Origin of the sequence: Devosia sp. (genome assembly GCF_028290435.1) — a bacterium.
GTDB lineage: Bacteria > Pseudomonadota > Alphaproteobacteria > Rhizobiales > Devosiaceae > Devosia.
In genome coordinates this window covers 81,046-99,186 of sequence record NZ_JAQGJV010000082.1, presented here as the reverse complement: position 1 = coordinate 99,186, position 18,141 = coordinate 81,046, and the positions used below count along the sequence as shown (strand labels likewise).

The 18,141-nt window shown below is 62.5% G+C and carries 21 protein-coding genes and 1 tRNA gene; 14 read left to right on the top strand and 8 right to left on the bottom strand.

What is annotated here, in order from left to right; genetic code table 11:
* Positions 1-193: 193 nt before the first annotated feature.
* Entirely contained in the window at positions 194-514 is a 321-nt protein-coding gene (locus JWP26_RS18540; RefSeq protein WP_299731222.1) for a hypothetical protein, read from the bottom strand.
* Positions 515-850: 336 nt separating this feature from the next.
* Between JWP26_RS18540 and JWP26_RS18535 the strand changes: the two genes are divergently transcribed.
* From JWP26_RS18535 to JWP26_RS18525, 3 genes are all read left to right on the top strand, one after another.
* The gene (locus JWP26_RS18535; protein ID WP_299731220.1) at positions 851-1,465 is read left to right on the top strand and encodes an NADPH-dependent FMN reductase; all 615 of its coding nucleotides are present in this window, start codon (positions 851-853) and stop codon (positions 1,463-1,465) included.
* A gap of 185 nt (positions 1,466-1,650) precedes the next feature.
* Complete coding sequence (locus JWP26_RS18530; protein ID WP_299731241.1) at positions 1,651-3,549, top strand: potassium transporter Kup; 1,899 nt, start codon at positions 1,651-1,653, stop codon at positions 3,547-3,549.
* Between the two features lie 15 nt (positions 3,550-3,564).
* Positions 3,565-4,794, top strand: a complete 1,230-nt coding sequence (locus tag JWP26_RS18525; protein ID WP_299731218.1) for an NAD(P)/FAD-dependent oxidoreductase — start codon at positions 3,565-3,567, stop codon at positions 4,792-4,794.
* A gap of 86 nt (positions 4,795-4,880) precedes the next feature.
* On the opposite strand, the gene JWP26_RS18520 is transcribed toward JWP26_RS18525, so the two are convergent.
* The gene (locus JWP26_RS18520) at positions 4,881-5,312 is read right to left on the bottom strand and encodes a hypothetical protein (RefSeq protein WP_299731215.1); all 432 of its coding nucleotides are present in this window, start codon (positions 5,310-5,312) and stop codon (positions 4,881-4,883) included.
* 114 nt (positions 5,313-5,426) lie between these two features.
* Positions 5,427-6,554, bottom strand: a complete 1,128-nt coding sequence (locus JWP26_RS18515) for an NADH:flavin oxidoreductase/NADH oxidase (protein WP_299731212.1) — start codon at positions 6,552-6,554, stop codon at positions 5,427-5,429.
* 195 nt (positions 6,555-6,749) lie between these two features.
* Between JWP26_RS18515 and JWP26_RS18510 the strand changes: the two genes are divergently transcribed.
* The 3 genes from JWP26_RS18510 (at position 6,750) to ilvC (ending at position 9,458) form a co-directional block, all read left to right on the top strand.
* Positions 6,750-7,670: a hypothetical protein gene (locus JWP26_RS18510; protein ID WP_299731209.1), complete on the top strand. Its 921-nt coding sequence runs from the start codon at positions 6,750-6,752 to the stop codon at positions 7,668-7,670.
* A 112-nt stretch (positions 7,671-7,782) separates the two neighbouring features.
* Entirely contained in the window at positions 7,783-8,424 is a 642-nt protein-coding gene (locus JWP26_RS18505) for a TetR/AcrR family transcriptional regulator (RefSeq protein WP_299731237.1), read from the top strand.
* A gap of 14 nt (positions 8,425-8,438) precedes the next feature.
* Positions 8,439-9,458 carry a ketol-acid reductoisomerase gene (gene ilvC, locus JWP26_RS18500; RefSeq protein ID WP_299731206.1) on the top strand — a complete coding sequence of 340 codons (1,020 nt, stop codon included), beginning with the start codon at positions 8,439-8,441 and terminating at the stop codon, positions 9,456-9,458.
* A 79-nt stretch (positions 9,459-9,537) separates the two neighbouring features.
* On the opposite strand, the gene JWP26_RS18495 is transcribed toward ilvC, so the two are convergent.
* Entirely contained in the window at positions 9,538-9,855 is a 318-nt protein-coding gene (locus JWP26_RS18495; RefSeq protein WP_299731203.1) for a hypothetical protein, read from the bottom strand.
* A gap of 209 nt (positions 9,856-10,064) precedes the next feature.
* Here JWP26_RS18495 and JWP26_RS18490 point away from each other — a divergent pair, with 209 nt between their 5' ends.
* The 6 genes from JWP26_RS18490 to JWP26_RS18465 all read left to right on the top strand — a co-directional run bounded on the left by JWP26_RS18490 (position 10,065) and on the right by JWP26_RS18465 (position 14,504).
* Positions 10,065-10,562, top strand: coding sequence for a heme-degrading domain-containing protein (locus JWP26_RS18490; protein WP_299731200.1), 498 nt, complete (start codon positions 10,065-10,067; stop codon positions 10,560-10,562).
* Between the two features lie 78 nt (positions 10,563-10,640).
* Positions 10,641-11,135 (top strand): heme-degrading domain-containing protein, encoded by a 495-nt coding sequence (locus tag JWP26_RS18485; protein ID WP_299731197.1) that lies wholly within the window; start codon positions 10,641-10,643, stop codon positions 11,133-11,135.
* 66 nt (positions 11,136-11,201) lie between these two features.
* The gene (locus JWP26_RS18480; protein WP_299731194.1) at positions 11,202-12,095 is read left to right on the top strand and encodes a PhzF family phenazine biosynthesis protein; all 894 of its coding nucleotides are present in this window, start codon (positions 11,202-11,204) and stop codon (positions 12,093-12,095) included.
* A gap of 110 nt (positions 12,096-12,205) precedes the next feature.
* Positions 12,206-12,328, top strand: a complete 123-nt coding sequence (locus JWP26_RS18475) for a hypothetical protein (RefSeq protein ID WP_299731191.1) — start codon at positions 12,206-12,208, stop codon at positions 12,326-12,328.
* A gap of 112 nt (positions 12,329-12,440) precedes the next feature.
* On the top strand, positions 12,441-14,003 hold the full coding sequence (locus tag JWP26_RS18470) for a 2-isopropylmalate synthase (RefSeq protein ID WP_299731189.1): 1,563 nt from the start codon (positions 12,441-12,443) through the stop codon (positions 14,001-14,003).
* Between the two features lie 51 nt (positions 14,004-14,054).
* Positions 14,055-14,504, top strand: coding sequence for a GNAT family N-acetyltransferase (locus JWP26_RS18465; RefSeq protein WP_299731186.1), 450 nt, complete (start codon positions 14,055-14,057; stop codon positions 14,502-14,504).
* 29 nt (positions 14,505-14,533) lie between these two features.
* On the opposite strand, the gene JWP26_RS18460 is transcribed toward JWP26_RS18465, so the two are convergent.
* Entirely contained in the window at positions 14,534-15,670 is a 1,137-nt protein-coding gene (locus JWP26_RS18460) for a pyridoxal phosphate-dependent aminotransferase (protein WP_299731183.1), read from the bottom strand.
* Between the two features lie 260 nt (positions 15,671-15,930).
* Between JWP26_RS18460 and JWP26_RS18455 the strand changes: the two genes are divergently transcribed.
* Entirely contained in the window at positions 15,931-16,137 is a 207-nt protein-coding gene (locus tag JWP26_RS18455; RefSeq protein WP_299731181.1) for a hypothetical protein, read from the top strand.
* A gap of 4 nt (positions 16,138-16,141) precedes the next feature.
* Here the strand turns inward: JWP26_RS18455 and JWP26_RS18450 are convergent, their stop codons facing one another.
* The 3 genes from JWP26_RS18450 to JWP26_RS18440 are packed head-to-tail and all read right to left on the bottom strand — an operon-like array spanning position 16,142 to position 17,849.
* On the bottom strand, positions 16,142-16,408 hold the full coding sequence (locus JWP26_RS18450; RefSeq protein ID WP_299731178.1) for a mechanosensitive ion channel domain-containing protein: 267 nt from the start codon (positions 16,406-16,408) through the stop codon (positions 16,142-16,144).
* A gap of 19 nt (positions 16,409-16,427) precedes the next feature.
* Positions 16,428-16,934 carry a mechanosensitive ion channel domain-containing protein gene (locus JWP26_RS18445; RefSeq protein WP_299731175.1) on the bottom strand — a complete coding sequence of 169 codons (507 nt, stop codon included), beginning with the start codon at positions 16,932-16,934 and terminating at the stop codon, positions 16,428-16,430.
* Between the two features lie 54 nt (positions 16,935-16,988).
* A complete protein-coding gene (locus JWP26_RS18440; RefSeq protein ID WP_299731172.1) occupies positions 16,989-17,849 on the bottom strand; it encodes a mechanosensitive ion channel domain-containing protein in 861 nt (286 codons plus the stop codon).
* Positions 17,850-17,988: 139 nt separating this feature from the next.
* On the opposite strand from JWP26_RS18440, the gene JWP26_RS18435 reads away from it, so the two are divergent.
* Positions 17,989-18,064, top strand: a tRNA-Lys gene (locus JWP26_RS18435).
* Positions 18,065-18,141 lie beyond the last annotated feature (77 nt).

Below are 18,141 nucleotides of genomic sequence, written 5' to 3'. Positions count from 1 at the left end.
CGGCGCCTTCTTCGATGGCACCGCCAAGCCGATGGTTATCGGCATCGCCATCTGCGCCATCATCGCCTTCGCGCTGACGCGGCTGACGATCAAGAGCACGGTCGGGCAGCCGGTCGCCGCGGAATAGCTTCCGATAGGACACAACAAAAGGGGGCGCAGCCGCAAGCTGCGCCCCTTTGTCATGCATGGCCGGTTATGGGTTGAAGTTGAACTGGTTCAGTTCGCACACATTGTTGTTGCGCGAGACGACCTGGTCGTCGTCCTCGAACACAGCCAGGAAATCGAATTTGCAGTAGCCGCTGCCGTCATCGATATTGATGATGACGCTCTCGCCGGAGGGGAGGATGCCGCGGCCCAGAATGTCCTCTTGCCAGTCATTGGTGCCTTTATTGGAGGCATAGAACTGCACGATATCGTAGCCGGTATTGTTGTTGATCTGTACGCGCCGGTCCAGCGCCGAAGCCGATGAAATGCTCAGCGCCACCAACGCGCCGGCGACCGCAAGAGCGGTCAATTGTCGTGTCCACATGATTGTTCCCCAAAGCCGGCCCCCCGGCCCATGACTCATAGGGTGGTCGCGATCGCCGTGCACCCCCAATTCGGGGAGGGCGACAAAGAGTTACCACTGATCGATATTTGCGAACGGTTCGTTCCGTGCCCGAGCTTTATGGTGCTGAAGGCAGGCCCTAGAACGGGGTTCGACGGAAAAATCGCAAGTGGCACCAATACTTACCTTTAGGTGCCTATGGCAGTTCGATGTGCCTGCGCCACAACTTCGTGCCTCCTTGTGAGGATCTGACAAAGGCACATATATCGCCTCAGTTACGATTTGTTACCAAGGAGGGCTCAAATGTCCAAACTCAAGATTGCCGTGATTATCTCCTCGACCCGCCCGACCCGGTTCGGCGAACTGCCGGCCAAGTGGATCCTCGACAAGGCCAACGAGCGTCCCGAGATCGAAGCCGAGATCGTCGACATCCGCGACTTCGACCTGCCGTTCTTTGACGAAATGGCCTCCAATGCCTGGATGCCTTCGGCCAACCAGAACGCCGTCAAGTGGCAGAACAAGATTGGCGAATTCGACGGCTATATCGTCGTTACCGCCGAGTATAACCGCTCGATCACCGGCGCGCTGAAGAATGCTTTCGACCAGGCCTACAAGGAATGGACCAAGAAGGTCATCGGCTTCGTGGGCTACGGCACCGTTGGTGGCGCGCGCGCTGTCGAGCATGCCCGCACCATCGCTGTTGAGCTGCAGATGGTCCCTGTTCGTTCGGCCGTCCACATCGGCGGCGCTGATTTCGCCGCCGTGCATCCCGGCTTCGGCGGCACCAAGGCGATTGCCGACCTTGAGGGTTCGATCGGCAATTCGGCCAAGGACATGCTGGACCAGGTGATCTGGTGGGGCAATGCCACCAAGGCCGCCCGCGCCAATGACGCTGCGGTCGCCCAGGCGGCTGAATAAGCTTTACGAAGACCTCCAAAGTCGTCGTTTACCGGCAAGGGCCGCTCCGAAAGGGGCGGTCTTTGCTGTTGTGGCTTGAACCATCGCGGCGGGAAAGTGTTGTGTGTGTCCGGGGCCGGGTGTAGAGAGGCGCCGCCTTTGACCAAGAGAGCGCACGGTTCATGACGCAGACGAACACGCCCGGCATGACTGCCGGTGTCGATGCGAGCGACCAATCCGGACATTCCCGCAAAGACCTCAACATGCTCATTCTGGGCGCTCTGGGTGTCGTTTACGGCGATATCGGTACCAGTCCGATCTATGCGTTCCGCCAGGCGATGAGCATTCGCCCCGGCGCCTCATCACATACCAGCGAAATCCTGGGGCTGCTGTCGCTGATCGTCTGGGCGCTGACACTGACGGTTGCGGTCAAATACGTGTTCTTCGTGACCCGCGCCGACAACAATGGCGAAGGCGGCACGCTGTCGCTGGTCGCATTGGCCCGCAAGACTTTCACCAAGCCGCCAGCCTGGATTACGGCATTGGGGGTGCTGGGCGCGGCGCTGTTTTTCGGCGACGCCATTATTACCCCCGCCATTTCGGTGCTCTCTGCTGTCGAGGGCCTGGAACTGGTGGCGCCGGACCTGACCCGCTGGGTGGTGCCGATCACGCTGGCGATCATCGTGGGCGTATTTTTCGTGCAGCGGTTCGGCACGGCGAAGGTTTCGGCGGTGTTCGGGCCGATCACCGCGCTGTGGTTCATCGTGCTGGGGGTTTCCGGCCTCGTGCATATTGTTGGCGAACCCAGCGTGTTGCAGGCGATTAATCCGTTGCTCGGCGTGCAGTTTTTGATCACCCATATCGGCATCGCATTCGTGGTGGTTGGGGCCATTTTCCTGGCGGTGACAGGGGCGGAGGCGCTGTATGTCGATCTGGGGCATTTCGGGCGCAAGCCGATCGTCATCGCCTGGTTCGGGCTGGTGTTTCCCTGCCTGCTGCTGAACTATTTCGGGCAGGGCGCCTATGTGCTGCAGGTTGGCGTCGAAAACGTCAAAAGCCCGTTCTTTGAGATGCAGCCTGAATGGGCGCTGGGGCCGTTCGTGGCACTGGCGACGCTGGCCACCATCATCGCTAGCCAGGCGGTGATTTCGGGCACGTTCAGCCTCGCGCAGCAGGCCATCGCGCTTAACATGCTGCCGCGCATGGTGGTGCTGCACACCTCCGAGACGCAGAGCGGGCAGGTCTACATGCCGCAGATCAATTCCATGCTGATGGTGGGGGTACTGGTGCTGGTGCTGGCGTTCCGCAGTTCGGAGGCGTTGTCCAATGCCTATGGCATCGCGGTGTCCGGCGTGATGATCGTGACGCTGCTGCTGCTGCTGGTGGTGATGTGGCGCAACTGGAAGTGGCATCCGTTGGCGGTGATCGCCTTCGGGGCGCTGTTTACAGTGATCGATCTGGGGTTCTTTGCCTCCAACGCCTCCAAGCTGTTCCAGGGCGGCTGGATGCCGGCATTGGTGGCGGGCGTGGTGGCTCTCGTCATGGCAACCTGGATTTCCGGCCGGCGGCGCCTGGCCGACAAGACGCGGCGCGACGAGGTGCCGTTGCAGTTCCTGGTGGATAATCTGTCCAAGAAAAAGCCCACCATCGTGCCAGGCACGGCGGTGTTCCTGACCAGCGATATCGAGGGGGCGCCGACGGCGCTGCTGCATAGTCTCAAGCACTACAAGGTGCTGCATGAGCAGAACGTCATCCTGACGGTCAACACCTCGGCCTCGCCGCGCGTCAACGATGACGAGAAGGTGCGGATCGAGGCCTATAACGAGCTGTTCAGCCGCGTCATCGTCACCTTTGGCTATATGGAAACGCCGAATATCCCCAAGGCGCTGGCGCTGGGCCGCAAGCTGGGGTGGAAGTTCGACATCATGAGCACGTCGTTCTTCCTGTCACGGCGCTCGCTCAAGGCCGGCAACAAGCAGGGCCTGCTGCGGTTCTGGCAGGATCGGCTGTTCACGCGGCTGGCCCGTAACGCCAGTGACGCGACGGAATATTTCCACATCCCGACGGGGCGCGTGGTGGAGATCGGCACGCAGGTCGTGCTTTAGGCTGACAGGGGCGCGATGCCGAAAGTGCTCGACATCGCTGTGTGCGGCGCTGGACCGGCGGGTCTGGCAACAGCGCTCTATCTGCAGCGACTCGGACATGATCCGATTGTTTTCGAACGCTTCGATGCGCCCAAGCCGATCGGCTCGGGGCTGATCCTGCAGCCGACAGGGCAGGCGGTGCTGCACGATCTGGGGCTGCTGCCGGCCATTGTGGCGCTAGGATCGCCGATCGATCGGCTGTGCGGCACCGATGCACGCAGCGGCCGCATGGTGCTCGATGTCGGCTACAAGGCATTGCCGAAACTGGGTCGGGGTCTGGGCATTCACCGGGCAGCGCTGTTCGATGTGTTGCATGAGGCCGTGCGGGCCGCGGGCATTCCGATCCATACCAGCAGCGAGGTCGTGACACTCCGAGACGCGGCGGGGGGAAAGCGCGCGCTGGTGTTTGCTGGCGACCGGCAGTCGGAGGGCTTCGATCTGGTGGTCGATTGCCTTGGTGCGGGCTCGCCGCTCAAGAGCCACTCCCGGGCGCCGGGCAAGGCGCGTCCACTGGCCTTTGGCGCGATCTGGGCGACGCTGCCCTGGCACGGTGTGGGGTTTGACGCCGCCGCGCTGTTGCAGCGTTATCGCGCAGCGAGCGTGATGGCGGGGGTGTTGCCAATCGGGCAATCAAGCGATGGCGCGCCGCTGGCGGCACTGTTCTGGAGCCTGAAGGCGTCGGACTACGAGACGCTAAAGCGCGATGGCCTCGACGCCTGGAAGCGGGTGGTATTGGAGAACTGGCCAGAGACCCAGCCCTATCTCGACGCTATTGCGAATTTTGAGACTATGACCCTGGCGCGCTACGTGCACCACACCATGGCCGATCCGACGGGCGATGGGCTGGCGTTTGTCGGCGACAGCGCGCATTCGACCAGCCCGCAACTGGGGCAGGGCGCCAATATGGCACTGCTCGATGCGCGGGCGCTCTATCTGGGCCTGCGTGATAATGGCGACGACCTGACGGGGGCGCTGGGCCATTATGCGGGGCTGCGGCGGAATCATGTGCGGCTCTATCAGGCGCTGAGCGGCATGTTCACGCCGTTCTATCAATCCGATAGCCGCGTGCTGCCAGCTATTCGCGATGTGTTCGTATCGGCACTGGCGCGAATTCCGCCGGCACCACAGTTTCTGGCGGCCATGGTTTCGGGGTCGCTGCTGTCGCCGATCAGGAAGCTTGGGCTGGAACAGCCGCCGAAGTTTTAGCACCAATCGCCATTCCGCTGATGCTGGCCTGCCCCCAATGACGCAGGGGTTATCTCGACTAGCTAAGTCGGTTGGTGGGTTGGAGCTTACTTTACCATATCGGGGCACAGATAGGGCACGGTGGCCGCGACGAAGTGCTGTTCCTGGATGTCCTTGCCCAGCTTGAGGTTCAGCACGAGTTCGGTGGGGCTAACAGACGCAATATCGGCGTTGATGGTCATGCCGTCCTCGTCCCAACTGATGGCGGTTTCGGAGACCTGCTGCCATTTGGAGAGGCGGTAGGTTTCCCAGCAGCTATCGGTCACCAGGGTTCCGTCTTCGAGGAAAATCTGCATCGGGCCGGGCAGGCTGGGATCGGCATCAGAGCGCACCCAGACCTTGTTGAGCAGGGGGTTATCGGCATCGTCGCCGGCATCGTCGGTCGCGTCCTCGGTATCCTGGCCCAGTGCCGGGGCGGTCGCCGTAGCGCCTACGCCCCAGACGGTCAGCAATGCGATGATGGCTGCCTTGGTATCCATGCCCATACGAAATCTCCCTGTGCCCATCCTGATCTGGTGATCAGTTCGCGACGCTACAAGAGTGGCGTCGCGAAAGCGGCGATTTTGCGTTGCGGGAAGGGTCGTTTGACGATGCTATTGTGCGAAGGCGCGCCGCTGCAGCGAGCGGTCGAGGCTTTCCACACGCTTGGTCGGGTTGGGCCACAGATCATATTCGGCCGAGCCCAGTTCCAGCTTGGCATGGACGGCCCAATTGGGATCGTCCAGGGCACCGCGGGCCAGGGCGACAAAGTCGGCCTCGCCGCTGGCGATGATGGCCTCGGCCTCGGCGGCCTCCGAAATCAAGCCAACCGCCATGGTGGGAATATCGGCGCCCTTGCGCACGGCCTCGGCGAACGGCACCTGGTAGCTGGCGACGGATTTGATCTGGCCGCCGTGGAAGCCGCCGCTCGAGCAATCGATGGCGTCGACGCCGCGAGCCTTAAGTTCCCTGGCCAGCACCACGCTGTCCTCGACCTGCCAGCCATCGGGATGGTTGTCGCTGACCGAGATGCGCACCAGCAGCGGCTTGTCGGCGGGCCAGACGGCGCGCACGGCCTCCACCACTTCGAGGGGAAGGCGCATGCGATTTTCGCGGCTGCCGCCATATTGGTCGGTGCGCTTATTGGCCAGGGGCGAGAGGAACTGGTTGAGCAGATAGCCGTGCGCGGCGTGGATTTCCACCGTGTCGAAGCCGGCCTGTTCGGAGCGGATCGCGGCAGCGACGAAGGCATCGATGATGCCACGGATGCCGGCCAGGTCCAGCTCAGCTGGGAGTGAGAAGCCCGGCTCGTCGCTATGAGGCTCGGCGGTCGGCGCTACGGGCGTCCATTCGGTATAGGCGACGGAGGCGCGCCCCTCGTCGGTGGCCAGCAAATTGCCATTCCAGGTGACCGGGGTCGATGCCTTGCGGCCCGCATGGGCAAGCTGGATACCGGCAGCGGCGCCCTGGTCGTGCAGGAAATCGACAATGCGGGCCAGTGGGGCGATCTGTTCGTCCTTCCACAGGCCGAGATCTCCATAGGAAATGCGGCCCTCGGCGGTGACGCCGGTGGCTTCCAGGATAACCAGCCCGAACCCGCCAATGGCGAAACGCCCCAGATGCACCAGATGCCAGTCATTGGCGAAGCCATCCTTGGCCGAATATTGGCACATCGGCGCAACGACGGTGCGATTGCGCAGAGTGAGACCACGCAGAGTGGCGGGGGAGAACAGTTGGGACATTTTGGAAGCTCGTGGTTGTCGCGGCGGAAGATTTTTGGACCATGCACCGGATGACATCCATCGGCAAGTGCCGATGGAGTGAACCTGCTCTCCACCCTCTGCATGGAACAGGCAGCGGGCTTGGCGACAAGCGTGCGGCGCGGTATCAATGCGCGAAGTGGCGGGGGCCATCTGCTTGCTGAGGGATACGCCACCGTGAAAGTCACGCTCGATCTGGATGCGCTGGTCGCCGCCGGCAAACTTTCCAATGCCGAGGCCGCACGGCTCAAGACCATGGCTGCCGCCGATACCGGGGCCCTTGGCACCAATATTTTCCTTGCCTTCGGCGCGGTTGCGGTGGCGCTGGGTGTAGGGATTTTCCTGCCGACGCCGCAGACGGCGATCGTGATCGGCGCGCTGCTGGCCGGACTGGGACTAGCGCTGACGCTCACGCGCTCCATGCATTGGGCGGTGTTCGCGCAGATCGTCACAGTGATCGGCGCGCTAGGCATCCTGGGCGGCGTGTTCCTGCTTTCGGATGGGTCGATCTGGATCAACCTCGCGATGACCGCGCTGCTGGCCGTCGCGGCGGTGGTGGCATCATCCGGGCTGCTGGCCGCGCTCTCGGTCCTGATGCTGGCGGTGGCGCTGGGCAGTGGTTCGTCCTATTGGCAGGCGGGTTGGTTCCTGGGTTTCGACCGTCCGGCGCTGACGATCGGCGCGCTTTCGCTGCTGACGCTGGCGCTGTATCTGGTGTCGCTGCGGCTGAAGCCGGTGCAGGAGCGGTTGGCGATCATCGCCATGCGCACCGCCATCCTGATGATCAACGCTGTTTTCGCCATCGGCTCGCTGTTCGGCGATGCGCTTCTGGGCTGGCCCGCACAGGTGTTCAGCATCGGCTGGGCAATCGCGCTGCTCGCTGTTGGCGTCTGGGCGATCATGGTCAACAGGCGCTGGCTGGTGAATACTGTCGCGGTGTTCGCGGCCGTGCACTTCTTTTTTCGCTGGTTCGAGCTTCTCGGGCCCAACCCATTTGGTATTCTTGGTGCCGGCCTGCTGCTGATCGGTTTTGGCCTTGGGTTGGCGCGATTCAACCGCTGGATCGGGTTGCGGCGCGAAGGCATCGTTGCTGGTTAGGGTCTACATTCTCCCGGGGGGCGGCTAATCTTTCCCCTTGCGCAGAACCGTACCGTACGGTACGCCTGGGTTCCAGAATGAAGGTGGGATCAGGACAGTGTTGCGCGTGCCGATGATCAGCAAGATCGAAGAAGAGGTGTTCACGCCCCGCCAGCAGGCGGTGCTGACGGCCGCGCTCGATCTGCTGGTGGAGAACGGCGACGGGCTGACCATGACCGCGGTGGCGCGACGCGCCTCCTGCTCCAAGGAAACGCTCTATAAGTGGTTTGGTGATCGTGACGGGTTGCTGACCGCCACGGTGCAGTGGCAGGCGGCCAAGGTGCGCATGCCCCAGGTCAACCGCTCCAGCCTCAACGCCAAGGCGCTGCGCGCCAGTGTCGAGCAATTTGCCCGCGACCTGCTGACGGTGCTGATCGGGGAAATCTCGATCACGCTCAATCGGACCGCCGTGACGCACGCCGCGCAGGAAAAAGACAGCCTGGGGGCCATCGTGCTGGAAAATGGCCCGATGGCGATCCGCCGGCGGCTGAAGCCCATTCTCGAAGCGGGGCGCGATGCGCGGCTGCTGCGGTTCGACAGCAGCGAGGATGCGTATCGCACCTTTTTCGGGCTGGTGGTGCGCGATGTGCAGATCCGGCTGCTGCTGGGCGACAAGACGCTGACCCAAATCAATGTCGAGGCGAACATCGAAGCCGATGTGCAGACCGCGACGGACCAATTCTTTGCCCTCTATGGGGCGGATAAAACGCAATAAAAGGGAGAACTCCAATGCGCGTTTATTACGATCGTGATGCCGATCTCAACATCATCAAATCCAAGAAGGTCGCGATTGTCGGCTACGGCTCGCAGGGCCATGCCCATGTGCTGAACCTGCGCGACAGCGGCGTGACCGATGTCGTCGTCGCCCTGCGCCCAGGCTCCCCGTCGGCCAAGAAGGCCGAGGGCGAAGGCCTCAAGGTGATGTCGGTTGCTGACGCATCCAAGTGGGCGGACGTCATCATGATGCTGACCCCTGACGAGCTGCAGGCCGATATCTACAAGCAGCATATCGAGCCGAACATCCGCGACGGCGCGGCGCTGGCATTCGCGCATGGCCTCAACGTGCATTTCAACCTGATCGAGCCCAAGTCGACCGTCGACGTGATCATGATCGCGCCGAAGGGCCCGGGTCACACCGTGCGTGGCGAATACCAGAAGGGTGGCGGCGTGCCGTGCCTGATCGCTGTGCATCAGGACGCTTCGGGCAATGCCCATGACATCGCGCTGGCCTATGCGTCGGGCGTTGGCGGCGGCCGTTCGGGCGTCATCGAAACCAATTTCCGCGAAGAATGCGAAACCGACCTGTTCGGCGAGCAGGTCGTGCTCTGCGGCGGCCTGGTCGAGCTGATCCGCGCCGGCTTCGAAACGCTGGTGGAAGCCGGCTACGCGCCGGAAATGGCCTATTTCGAGTGCCTGCATGAAGTGAAGCTGATCGTCGACCTGATCTACCAGGGCGGCATCGCCAATATGAACTACTCGATCTCCAACACCGCCGAGTGGGGCGAATATGTCTCCGGCCCGCGCATCATCACCTCGGACACCAAGGCCGAGATGAAGCGCGTGCTCAAGGACATCCAGTCGGGCAAGTTCACCGCCGAGTGGATGCAGGAAATCAAGGCCGGCGGTAGCCGCTTCAAGGCGACCCGTCGCCTGGCCGACGAGCACCAAATCGAGGAAGTCGGCTCCAAGCTGCGCGACATGATGCCCTGGATCAAGGCTGGCGCGCTGGTCGACAAGGCCAAGAACTAAGGGTCTTCCGGGATTTGGAACGGGGGCTTTGGCCCCCGTTTTGTGTCTTAGGCCAGATCAGCAGCCTGCGGACCCGGCCTCATTTTGAGTCCTTCAGCTCTGTAGCAATGGTGGAAACTGCGGTCTGCAAAATTGCGCGGGCCAGACTGGGATCGCGGTATTTTATCATCGCGTGGCTTTTCGACCAGAGCTGGTTCAACTCGTCATCCGAAAGGCGGGCCAGCATATCCTCAAGGCACAGCTTGAGCTCCCCAAGAGAATTTGTGCGTCCAGGCCCGCCAAAAGCGCTAATGCCCCAGAGCACCCGCTCCTCATCGCTGGAGTCATAATCGGGTGCGGGATCAACAACGCTGTCGGCGAACTGGAAGAATATTTTTGGGGCCTGCACCGCAGTCATCGCGTGAACTCTTCATTTGGGATGTTATTTGAAGGGTAGGCAGTAACTACTCTGTACCCCGGATAAACTCCTGGAGTGCGAGCGATTAGGACCGCCACCCAGAATGTTGGTCTGATGATGGGCGTCGAGTGGCCATCGGTCCTATTGCCGCGACAAGAGTCCAGGTTATCGATAATACGATGAGCTAAAATCAAACGGGGAGTGGGTTCGTGTCTGTGCAAAGTGACCTGGAAATCATCGTCGAGCAGGAGCGTCAGCTGGTTTTCACGCAGTTCGACGAGGACGTGGCCTTCGCTATCGGGGCGCATGTGCGCGAGGCGGGCAGGGCGCTGGGCAAGGGCGTGGCAGTGGGGGTGACGCTGTGGGACCGGACGATGTTTTATGGCGTGACGGCGGGCGCTTCGGCAGGCAACCGTGCCTGGGTCGAGCGCAAGAGCAATACGGTGCAGCTGCAGATGAAAAGCACCTATCGCATCGTGCTCGAACGCGGCGACAAGCCACGCCTGTTCGAGGATAGCTGGGCGCTGGACCCGGCGCTTTATGTAATCGCCGGTGGCGCGTTTCCCATCGTGATGAAGGGGATTGGCATTGTCGGCGCGGTGGCCACGTCGGGACTCAGTGAGCGTGACGACCATGAATTGTCGCGCCGCGCCATTGCAGTAGCGATCGGCCGAAATCCGGACGATTTGGCGTTGCCGCCGGCATAGCGGCCTTCTACGCACTCGCGGTTTGGGCTAAGCCTGACGCGGTTCGATCCATCCGAATCGAGCGAGGGAGACGCTGACATGGCCGCTGCTGACGATATCGCGCTGATCAAGAGCCAGGAGCAGGAACTGGTCCTGCCGGCGTTCGACGAACATGTCGCCTTCGCGCTGGGCAGCTCGATCTATCAGCGGGCGACGGCCGAGGGGCTGAGCCTCGTGGTGGATATTCGCACCTGGGACCGGCAGATGTTTTTCGCCGCGACGCCGGGCACCAGCGCCGACAATGCCGAATGGGTGCGGCGCAAGATCAATACGGTGCGCCGCTTCCAGAAGGCGAGCTATCGCCTCGTTGCCGAGCGCGGGGGCGATGCGATGTTCTCCGAGATCGTCAATGCGCCGGCCACCGACTATGTCATCGCCGGCGGCGGATTTCCGCTGCGTGTGGCGGGGGCGGGCATTATCGGCGCCCTGACCATTTCGGGCCTGCCGGGACGCAGCGATCACGGCGTCGCGGTCGACGCGCTTTGCGATTATCTGGGGCGCGACAGGGCTTTGTTTGCTTTAGCGCAGGAATAAGCGCAGCAGCACGTTGACTATAGTGATGCTTTGGGCCGTGTTTATTCGTATCGATGAGGCCTGCAAATGAAACTCAATTACCTGTTGCTCGACGTGTTTACGCGCGAACCGCTCAAGGGCAATCCGCTGGCGGTGGTGCTCAAGGCCGATGGCCTGCTCGATGGCGAAATGCAGGCAATTGCGCGTGAGTTCAATCTCAGCGAAACGGTGTTCATCCAGAAGCCGCATGCCGAGCGTAACACTGCCTCCCTGCGCATCTTTACCCCCACCGTGGAGCTGCCCTTCGCGGGGCATCCGACGGTCGGCTCGGCGGTGGTTCTGGGCCTGCAGAACAAGCTCAGCGCGGTGCGGCTCGAAGAGCAGATCGGGCTGATCACCGCTTTGTTCGAAAAGAGCGACAAGCGCTCGGGCGAGGCCCGTTTCGCGCTGCCGCGCCTGCCCAGCCAGGTCGTGCCGCTCAATGACAAGCTGATCATGGCCCAGGCGCTCGGCATCGAGGTCGAGGATATCGGCTGCGGCTCTTACAAGCCGGGCGTGTACTCGGCCGGTGTCGAATTCCATCTGGTGCCGGTGCGCGACGCCAATGTGCTGCGTCGCATCGAGCGCAATATGGCGATCTGGCCGGTGGCGTTTCCGCATGGGCGGCACTCGGTCTATGTGTTCACCGAGACCCCAAATGAGCCGGATAACGACCTTGCTGCCCGCATGTTCGCGCCGGGCCTGGGGATGGGCGAAGACCCCGGCACCGGTTCGGCCGCTGCCGCGCTGATCGGGCTGTTGTCAGAGCATGTGCCGCTGGGCACCGGACAGGCCGATTTTGTACTGCGCCAAGGCACCGAGATGGGCCGTCCCTGCCGCATCACCATCCAGTTGCGCAAGGACAACGATGTTTTGGTGCATGGCGGGATTGGTGGCCATGCGGTGATCGTCGGGGAGGGCGTGCTGGATCTGGGCGACTGAAGCGCTCAGCTAGCGACGCGCCGTTAAAGGAAAAATCAGGATGCGCGGTTGGTTGTGCTTGCACGGCTGAAAAGATTCGCGCATTCTAGGGATGAACCGGGATCGGACCTATGCAGCGCAAGCGCGCTATCGCCATCGCAATCGAGCAGCAACAGACCCACAAGGTCCGCTTGATCGTGGCTTCCGGCCTGCTGCTCAGCACGGCACTTCTCCTCCTTCTTATCAGCCCCTGATAACCGACAGCTCGTTAGGCGAGCGGGTGGTCAGGGGATTGTGTCACATGCCGAACAGCAAATGTCCGGCCTGCAGAGCTTTGACTCTGGGCCGTTTGATAGGAATTCAGAGATGTCCGCCGTAACCTCCGACACCAATAAAGACCGCATCTTCATTTTCGACACCACGCTGCGCGACGGCGAGCAATCGCCCGGCGCCACTATGACGCTGGAGGAAAAGCTGCAGGTCGCCGAAGCGCTCGACGAAATGGGCGTCGATATCATCGAAGCCGGTTTCCCCATTGCCTCCAATGGCGATTTCGAGGCCGTGGTTGCCGTCGCCAAGCGCGCCAAGAATTCGGTGATCGCCGGGCTGGCCCGCGCCATTCCGGCCGATATCGACCGCGCGGCGGAAGCGGTGCGCCATGCGCCGCGCGGGCGTATTCACACGTTCGTATCGACCTCGCCGATCCATCTGGCCCATCAGATGCGCAAGACGCAGGACGAGGTGCTGGAGATCATTTCCAAGACCGTGGCGCAGGCGCGCAACCTGATCGATGATGTCGAATGGTCGGCGATGGACGCCACCCGCACGCCGATCGAATATCTGATGCGGTGCGTCGAGGCGGCGATCAAGGCCGGCGCGACGACGATCAACCTGCCGGATACTGTGGGTTATGCGATCCCCGAAGAACATTTTCAGATGTTCAAGACCATCATCGAAAAGGTGCCGGGCGCCGATAAAGCGATCTTCTCCACCCACTGCCATAACGATCTGGGCCTGGCGGTCGCCAATTCGCTGGCCGGTGTGCGCGGTGGTGCGCGGCAGATTGAATGCACGATCAATGGGCTGGGCGAACGCGCCGGCAATGCAGCGCTGGAGGAAGTGGTGATGGCGTTGCGGACGCGTGGCGACGCCATGCCGTACCAGACCCAGATCGAGACCACGCATCTGGCCCGTGCCAGCAAGATCGTCTCGGCGGCGGCCAATTTCCCGGTGCAGTACAACAAGGCCATCGTCGGCAAGAACGCCTTCGCCCACGAAAGCGGCATCCATCAGGACGGCATGCTCAAGAATGCCGAGACCTATGAAATCATGACCCCGGCCAGCGTCGGGATCAAGGAAACCACCCTGGTGATGGGCAAGCATTCGGGCCGCGCCGCCTTCAAGGACAAGCTGAAGGAGCTGGGCTACGAGCTGGGCGACAATGCCTTTCAGGAAGCCTTCGTGCGCTTCAAGGATCTGGCTGACCGCAAGAAGCATGTCTATGACGCCGATATCGTGGCGCTGGTGGATGACGAAGTCGGCTCGGTCGGCGACCGTATCCGCATCGTCGCCATGGAGGTCGTCTCCAAGATCGGCGGCGTGCATAAATGCGATATGACGCTGACCATTGATGGCGAGGAAACCAGCGTCAGCTATGAGGGCACCGGCTCCGTTGACGCCATTTTTAACGCCATCAAGCAGGCGGTGGGGCAGGAGCCGAACCTGGTGCTCTACGCCGTCGATGGCGTCACCGGCGGCACCGATGCGCAAGCCAGCGCCCATGTGCGGCTGGAAATGAACGGGCGCATCGTCTCCGGCAACGCCGCCGAGCCCGATACGCTGGTGGCTTCGGCCCGCGCCTATCTCAACGCCTATAACCGCCTGCTGATCGAACGCGGCGCGGCGGCACAAGGCGCCATGGCTGGCTAACCATAGAATTCCCGTGCCCCGACCCATCGTGGCTGGGGCACGGAGGATTGAATGGATTACGATCTGGTTGACGTCACCGACCCTGCCGACTGGCTGGCCTACCACGCCATCCGGCGCCAGGAATTGTTCGAGGGCAAAGGTCGGCACGGCATTTACGACGAGAATTATCCGGGCGAACGTGCGCCCAACATGCATCACTATTTGCTAAAGCGTGGTGGCGAGGCGCTTGGCACGACGCGCCTGGAGTTGCGCGAGGGCGCAACCGCAATATTCCGCCTTGTCGCGATCACCGCCGCCGCACAGGGGCGAGGGCATGGCCGTGTGCTCGGCCAGATGGTTGAAGAGCGGGCCAAGGCCTTCGGCGTTACTCTCCTGTTGGTCAACGCTGCGCCCGAAGCCGTTGGCTTTTATGAAAAGACCGGCTGGCACGCCCACGAATGGGACCGGGAGGAATTGGTCGGTATCGCCGCCACCTGCGTGCAGATGCGCAAACCACTATAATCGCCGCGAAATTCGCGGCCTTCCGAGCGTCAGCGACGTGCGGTGGTCAGCGCCTCCGGCAGCGCCGTCTCCAGCACGTTCAGCATCGCGTCCGTGCCTGCGGTGATGCGGATGCAGCGGTCGAGCCTCGGCGCCATCGGCTTGCGGATGAACACGCCAAGGTCGGTGAGGGCGTTGAGGACATTTTGCGCGAAGGCGCCATCGCGGCCACAGTCCACGGCCACGAAATTGGTCGCCGAGGGCAGGGGGATGAGGCCGTTGGCCCGCGCGATGGTGTCAATGCGTTGTCGCGCTGCGCCGGTCTGCGTCACGACCGAGGCGAGATAATCCTGATCGGCCAGGGCGGCGAGCGCCGCGGCCTGGGTGATGCTGGAGACGCCGAAATGATTGCGGACGCGGTTGAAGGCGCCGGTCAGCGGCCCGGGTCCGATGGCGTAACCGCAGCGCAATCCGGCCAGGCCGTAGGCTTTGGAGAAGGTGCGCAGGTGCAGCACACTACCTCGGCCGGTATCAATGGGCGGCAGTGTCCCCGGTGGGGCGAATTCGCCATAGGCCTCGTCGAGCAGCAGGAGCGTCGTCGGCGGTAGAGCATCGGCGAAGGCGGTCACGGCGTCGGCGTCCCACCAGGTGCCCATCGGGTTATCGGGATTGGCGAGGTAGACGATTTTCGCGTCCGTCTCCCGCACTGCCGCCAAGAGGGCGTCGAGGTCTTCGCGGTCGTCGCGATAGGGCACGGCATGCAGGCGCGCTCCGAAGCTGGTCACGTGATAGTTGAACGTCGGATAGGCGCCGATGGAGGTCACCACCACATCGCCCGGCGCGGCAAATAGCCGGATGCAGTGCCCCAATAGTCCATCGATGCCTTCGCCGACGCTGACCTCATCGGGGGTGACGCCATGATGGCGGGCCAGCGCCTGGCGCAGGTCGAACACCTCGGGATCGCAGTATTTCCAGCTTTCGGGCGCTGCGGCGGCGATGGCGGCGATCACTGCCGGCGAGGGGCCGAAACTCGATTCGTTGGCGCCGAGCCGAGCCCGAAAACGTATGCCGCGGGTTCGCTCGATGGATTCGGGGCCGACGAAAGGCACGGTTTCGGGCAGGCTGGCGGCGAGTGGCGTCAGGGCAGGCAAGGGCATCAGGGCGGCCTTGATTCGGGACTGCGCCATCGTAAATCCCGATTTGGGGGCCGCGCCAAGTGCGCTTCGGCGGCGGCGCAGATGGCAGCGCACTGGTTATGCACAGGCCGGGTAAATAGGTCACGCGGCCTATCCCCTTGTACTACAGGGCCTTGCGCCGGCTTGTCCGTTACTTGGCATTTGAAACAAATTGCGCCGGTCGCGGCAAGCTTGCGGAAGGCATGACGGCCCACATTGGACCCGTGCTGGTGCAGGCACTCTCCCCTCTGAATAACCATGGAGCTTCGTCGATGCCGCCAACCTTTGTGCACGCCCGCGATCATCTGGAACGTGCGGTAGCAATCCTGCAGGGGTCCGACAGCCGCTCCCGGCAGTTGCGCCATATCATTGAACGCACCATCGGACTGATCGAGGAATTCGACGGTCACGTGCCGCCCGAAGGCGACAATGTGCTCGATCTCGACGCCTTCCGTCGCACCAAGCAGGGCTGGATGTGACGCCCTAAACTGCCGGCGCGAACGCATCCTGCGCCAGCGCCGTATCCACCTCGGTCTTGACGCGCTCCTGCAGTGCCGAGCGCGCCACCGACCAGTCTGCGCTCTTGACGACCGCGCGCAGCACGACAGTCACGGCGGCGTCGCCGAGGCTCTCCACCCGGACCAGTGGTGCCGGATCGTTCAGCACATAATCAGATGCGGCGGCCTGCAGCAGGGTGTCGCGCACCCGTCCGATATCGGCGCTGCGCGGCACGTTGATGCTGATTTCCACGGCCCGGACCGGCTGGCGGCTATAATTGATGATCTTGGCATTGGACAGTTTCGAGTTGGGCGAACATGTAGACGCCCTCGGGCGTGCGCATCTGGGTCGCGAACAGCCCCACCTCGACGACACTGCCGACAATGCCATCGGCGTCGATATTGTCGCCCACATTGAACGGCCGCAGGAAGATCAACAGGATGCCGGCGGCGATGTTGGACAGAGTTCCCTGTAGCGCCAATGCGACCGCCAGGCCCGCGGCGCCGAGCACGGCGAGGATGGAGGCGGTCTGCACGCCGAACTGGCCGAGCACGATGATGACGGTCACCAGCAGCACGCCATAGCGCACCACCTGCGACACCAGGGGCGCAATGGTCTGGTCGCGATGCAGGGGGCGTGGGAGGAGCCTAGTGATGTGGTCGGACAGGAATTTGGCCAGTATCCAGCCGGCGATCAGTACAATCAGGGCGATGAGCGCCGACCAGACATTGGCGATAATCCAGGCGCTGGAAATGGCAAAGGCGTCACTATTGGGCATGTTCGGCTCCGTACATCCACCCGAGGCGAATGCAGCGGCGGCGCAAAGGTTGCCTCAATCGCGAGCTGGCGCGGGCTGGCTTTCGGGGCTCGGGTTTGCCGGATTGGGGGCGACGGTGATGTTGGATTTATCCTCGGCGCTGCCGCTCAATTCGCGGTTCAGCGCCAGCTTGGCCTCTTCGGTCAAGGAGTAGAGAGTCGGCAGATAATCGGGGGTCAGCACCCAGGCGCGCATCTGCATGTTGACGGCGGCGCCGCTGAAGCTTTCGACATGCACGGTCGGCACCGGATCCACCAGCACGCGCTTGTCCATGGTGGCAATGCGCAGCAGGATCTTGCGCGATTTGGGGATGTCGATGGTGTCGGGTACGCTGACATTAACGTCGATGCGGCGGCGCGGCTCGCGGCTGTGATTGGTGATCGCCGAGGCCCACAGCTTCTGGTTGGGGGTGAAGATGTAAAGCCCGCTGCTCGAGCGCAGCCGCGTGCCGAAGAGGCCGATTTCGACCACCACGCCGGCCACGCCATCGCCCTGGATGAATTCGCCGATGGCGATAGGCCGCAGCCAGATCAGCATGATGCCAGCCGCGATATTGGCCAGCGTGCCCTGCAGGGCTAGCGCTACCGCGAGGCCCGCGGCGCCCAATACGGTCAGAATCGAATTGTTGGCGACGCCCAGCAGGTTCAGCGCCGTCACCACTGCAAAGATGATGATGGCATAGCGCGCGGCCTGCGACAGCAGCGGTGCGAAATTCTTGTCCACGCCGTAGGCCAGTGGCAAAAAGCGCCTGATGGCCCGCGCGGCGATACGCGCCACGTACCACCCCACCACCAAAACCGCGATGGCCGCCAGCAGACTTCCGCCGTTATCGAGCAGCCAATTGCCGGCGAGAACTAAAAAATCGGGCAGGTGCATGTGGAAAAGCCTGACATTACAGGGCCAAACCGCCCCATTATCATCCTAACGAAGCCTCGTCCGCAGGAAAGTGGCGCTGGGCTGTAGACAGGGGAGAATCCCTTTGCTAGAGAGCGTCCACTTTGGAAGCCCAAGCAATGGGCGAGTAGCTCAGCTGGTAGAGCAGACGACTCTTAATCGTCGGGTCCACGGTTCGAATCCGTGCTCGCCCACCAAAGTATCCCCTTGATATCGATGTGATTTCGGCAACGCGCAAGCGTTGTCGGCGGCATGTGAAATGTGATCGTCACGG

Excerpts from the sequence above, each read along its gene's own strand:
- JWP26_RS18475 (WP_299731191.1), top strand. The coding sequence starts at position 12,206 with ATGCAGCGCAAGCGCGCTATCGCCATCGCAATCGAGCAGCAACAGACC.
- JWP26_RS18480 (WP_299731194.1), top strand. The coding sequence starts at position 11,202 with ATGAAACTCAATTACCTGTTGCTCGACGTGTTTACGCGCGAACCGCTC.
- JWP26_RS18465 (WP_299731186.1), top strand. The coding sequence starts at position 14,055 with ATGGATTACGATCTGGTTGACGTCACCGACCCTGCCGACTGGCTGGCC.
- JWP26_RS18535 (WP_299731220.1), top strand. The coding sequence starts at position 851 with ATGTCCAAACTCAAGATTGCCGTGATTATCTCCTCGACCCGCCCGACC.
- JWP26_RS18470 (WP_299731189.1), top strand. The coding sequence starts at position 12,441 with ATGTCCGCCGTAACCTCCGACACCAATAAAGACCGCATCTTCATTTTC.
- JWP26_RS18520 (WP_299731215.1), bottom strand. The coding sequence starts at position 5,312 with ATGGATACCAAGGCAGCCATCATCGCATTGCTGACCGTCTGGGGCGTA.
- JWP26_RS18515 (WP_299731212.1), bottom strand. The coding sequence starts at position 6,554 with ATGTCCCAACTGTTCTCCCCCGCCACTCTGCGTGGTCTCACTCTGCGC.
- JWP26_RS18525 (WP_299731218.1), top strand. The coding sequence starts at position 3,565 with ATGCCGAAAGTGCTCGACATCGCTGTGTGCGGCGCTGGACCGGCGGGT.
- JWP26_RS18495 (WP_299731203.1), bottom strand. The coding sequence starts at position 9,855 with ATGACTGCGGTGCAGGCCCCAAAAATATTCTTCCAGTTCGCCGACAGC.
- JWP26_RS18455 (WP_299731181.1), top strand. The coding sequence starts at position 15,931 with ATGCCGCCAACCTTTGTGCACGCCCGCGATCATCTGGAACGTGCGGTA.
- JWP26_RS18440 (WP_299731172.1), bottom strand. The coding sequence starts at position 17,849 with ATGCACCTGCCCGATTTTTTAGTTCTCGCCGGCAATTGGCTGCTCGAT.
- JWP26_RS18505 (WP_299731237.1), top strand. The coding sequence starts at position 7,783 with ATGATCAGCAAGATCGAAGAAGAGGTGTTCACGCCCCGCCAGCAGGCG.
- JWP26_RS18485 (WP_299731197.1), top strand. The coding sequence starts at position 10,641 with ATGGCCGCTGCTGACGATATCGCGCTGATCAAGAGCCAGGAGCAGGAA.
- JWP26_RS18460 (WP_299731183.1), bottom strand. The coding sequence starts at position 15,670 with ATGGCGCAGTCCCGAATCAAGGCCGCCCTGATGCCCTTGCCTGCCCTG.
- ilvC (WP_299731206.1), top strand. The coding sequence starts at position 8,439 with ATGCGCGTTTATTACGATCGTGATGCCGATCTCAACATCATCAAATCC.
- JWP26_RS18445 (WP_299731175.1), bottom strand. The coding sequence starts at position 16,934 with ATGCCCAATAGTGACGCCTTTGCCATTTCCAGCGCCTGGATTATCGCC.
- JWP26_RS18530 (WP_299731241.1), top strand. The coding sequence starts at position 1,651 with ATGACTGCCGGTGTCGATGCGAGCGACCAATCCGGACATTCCCGCAAA.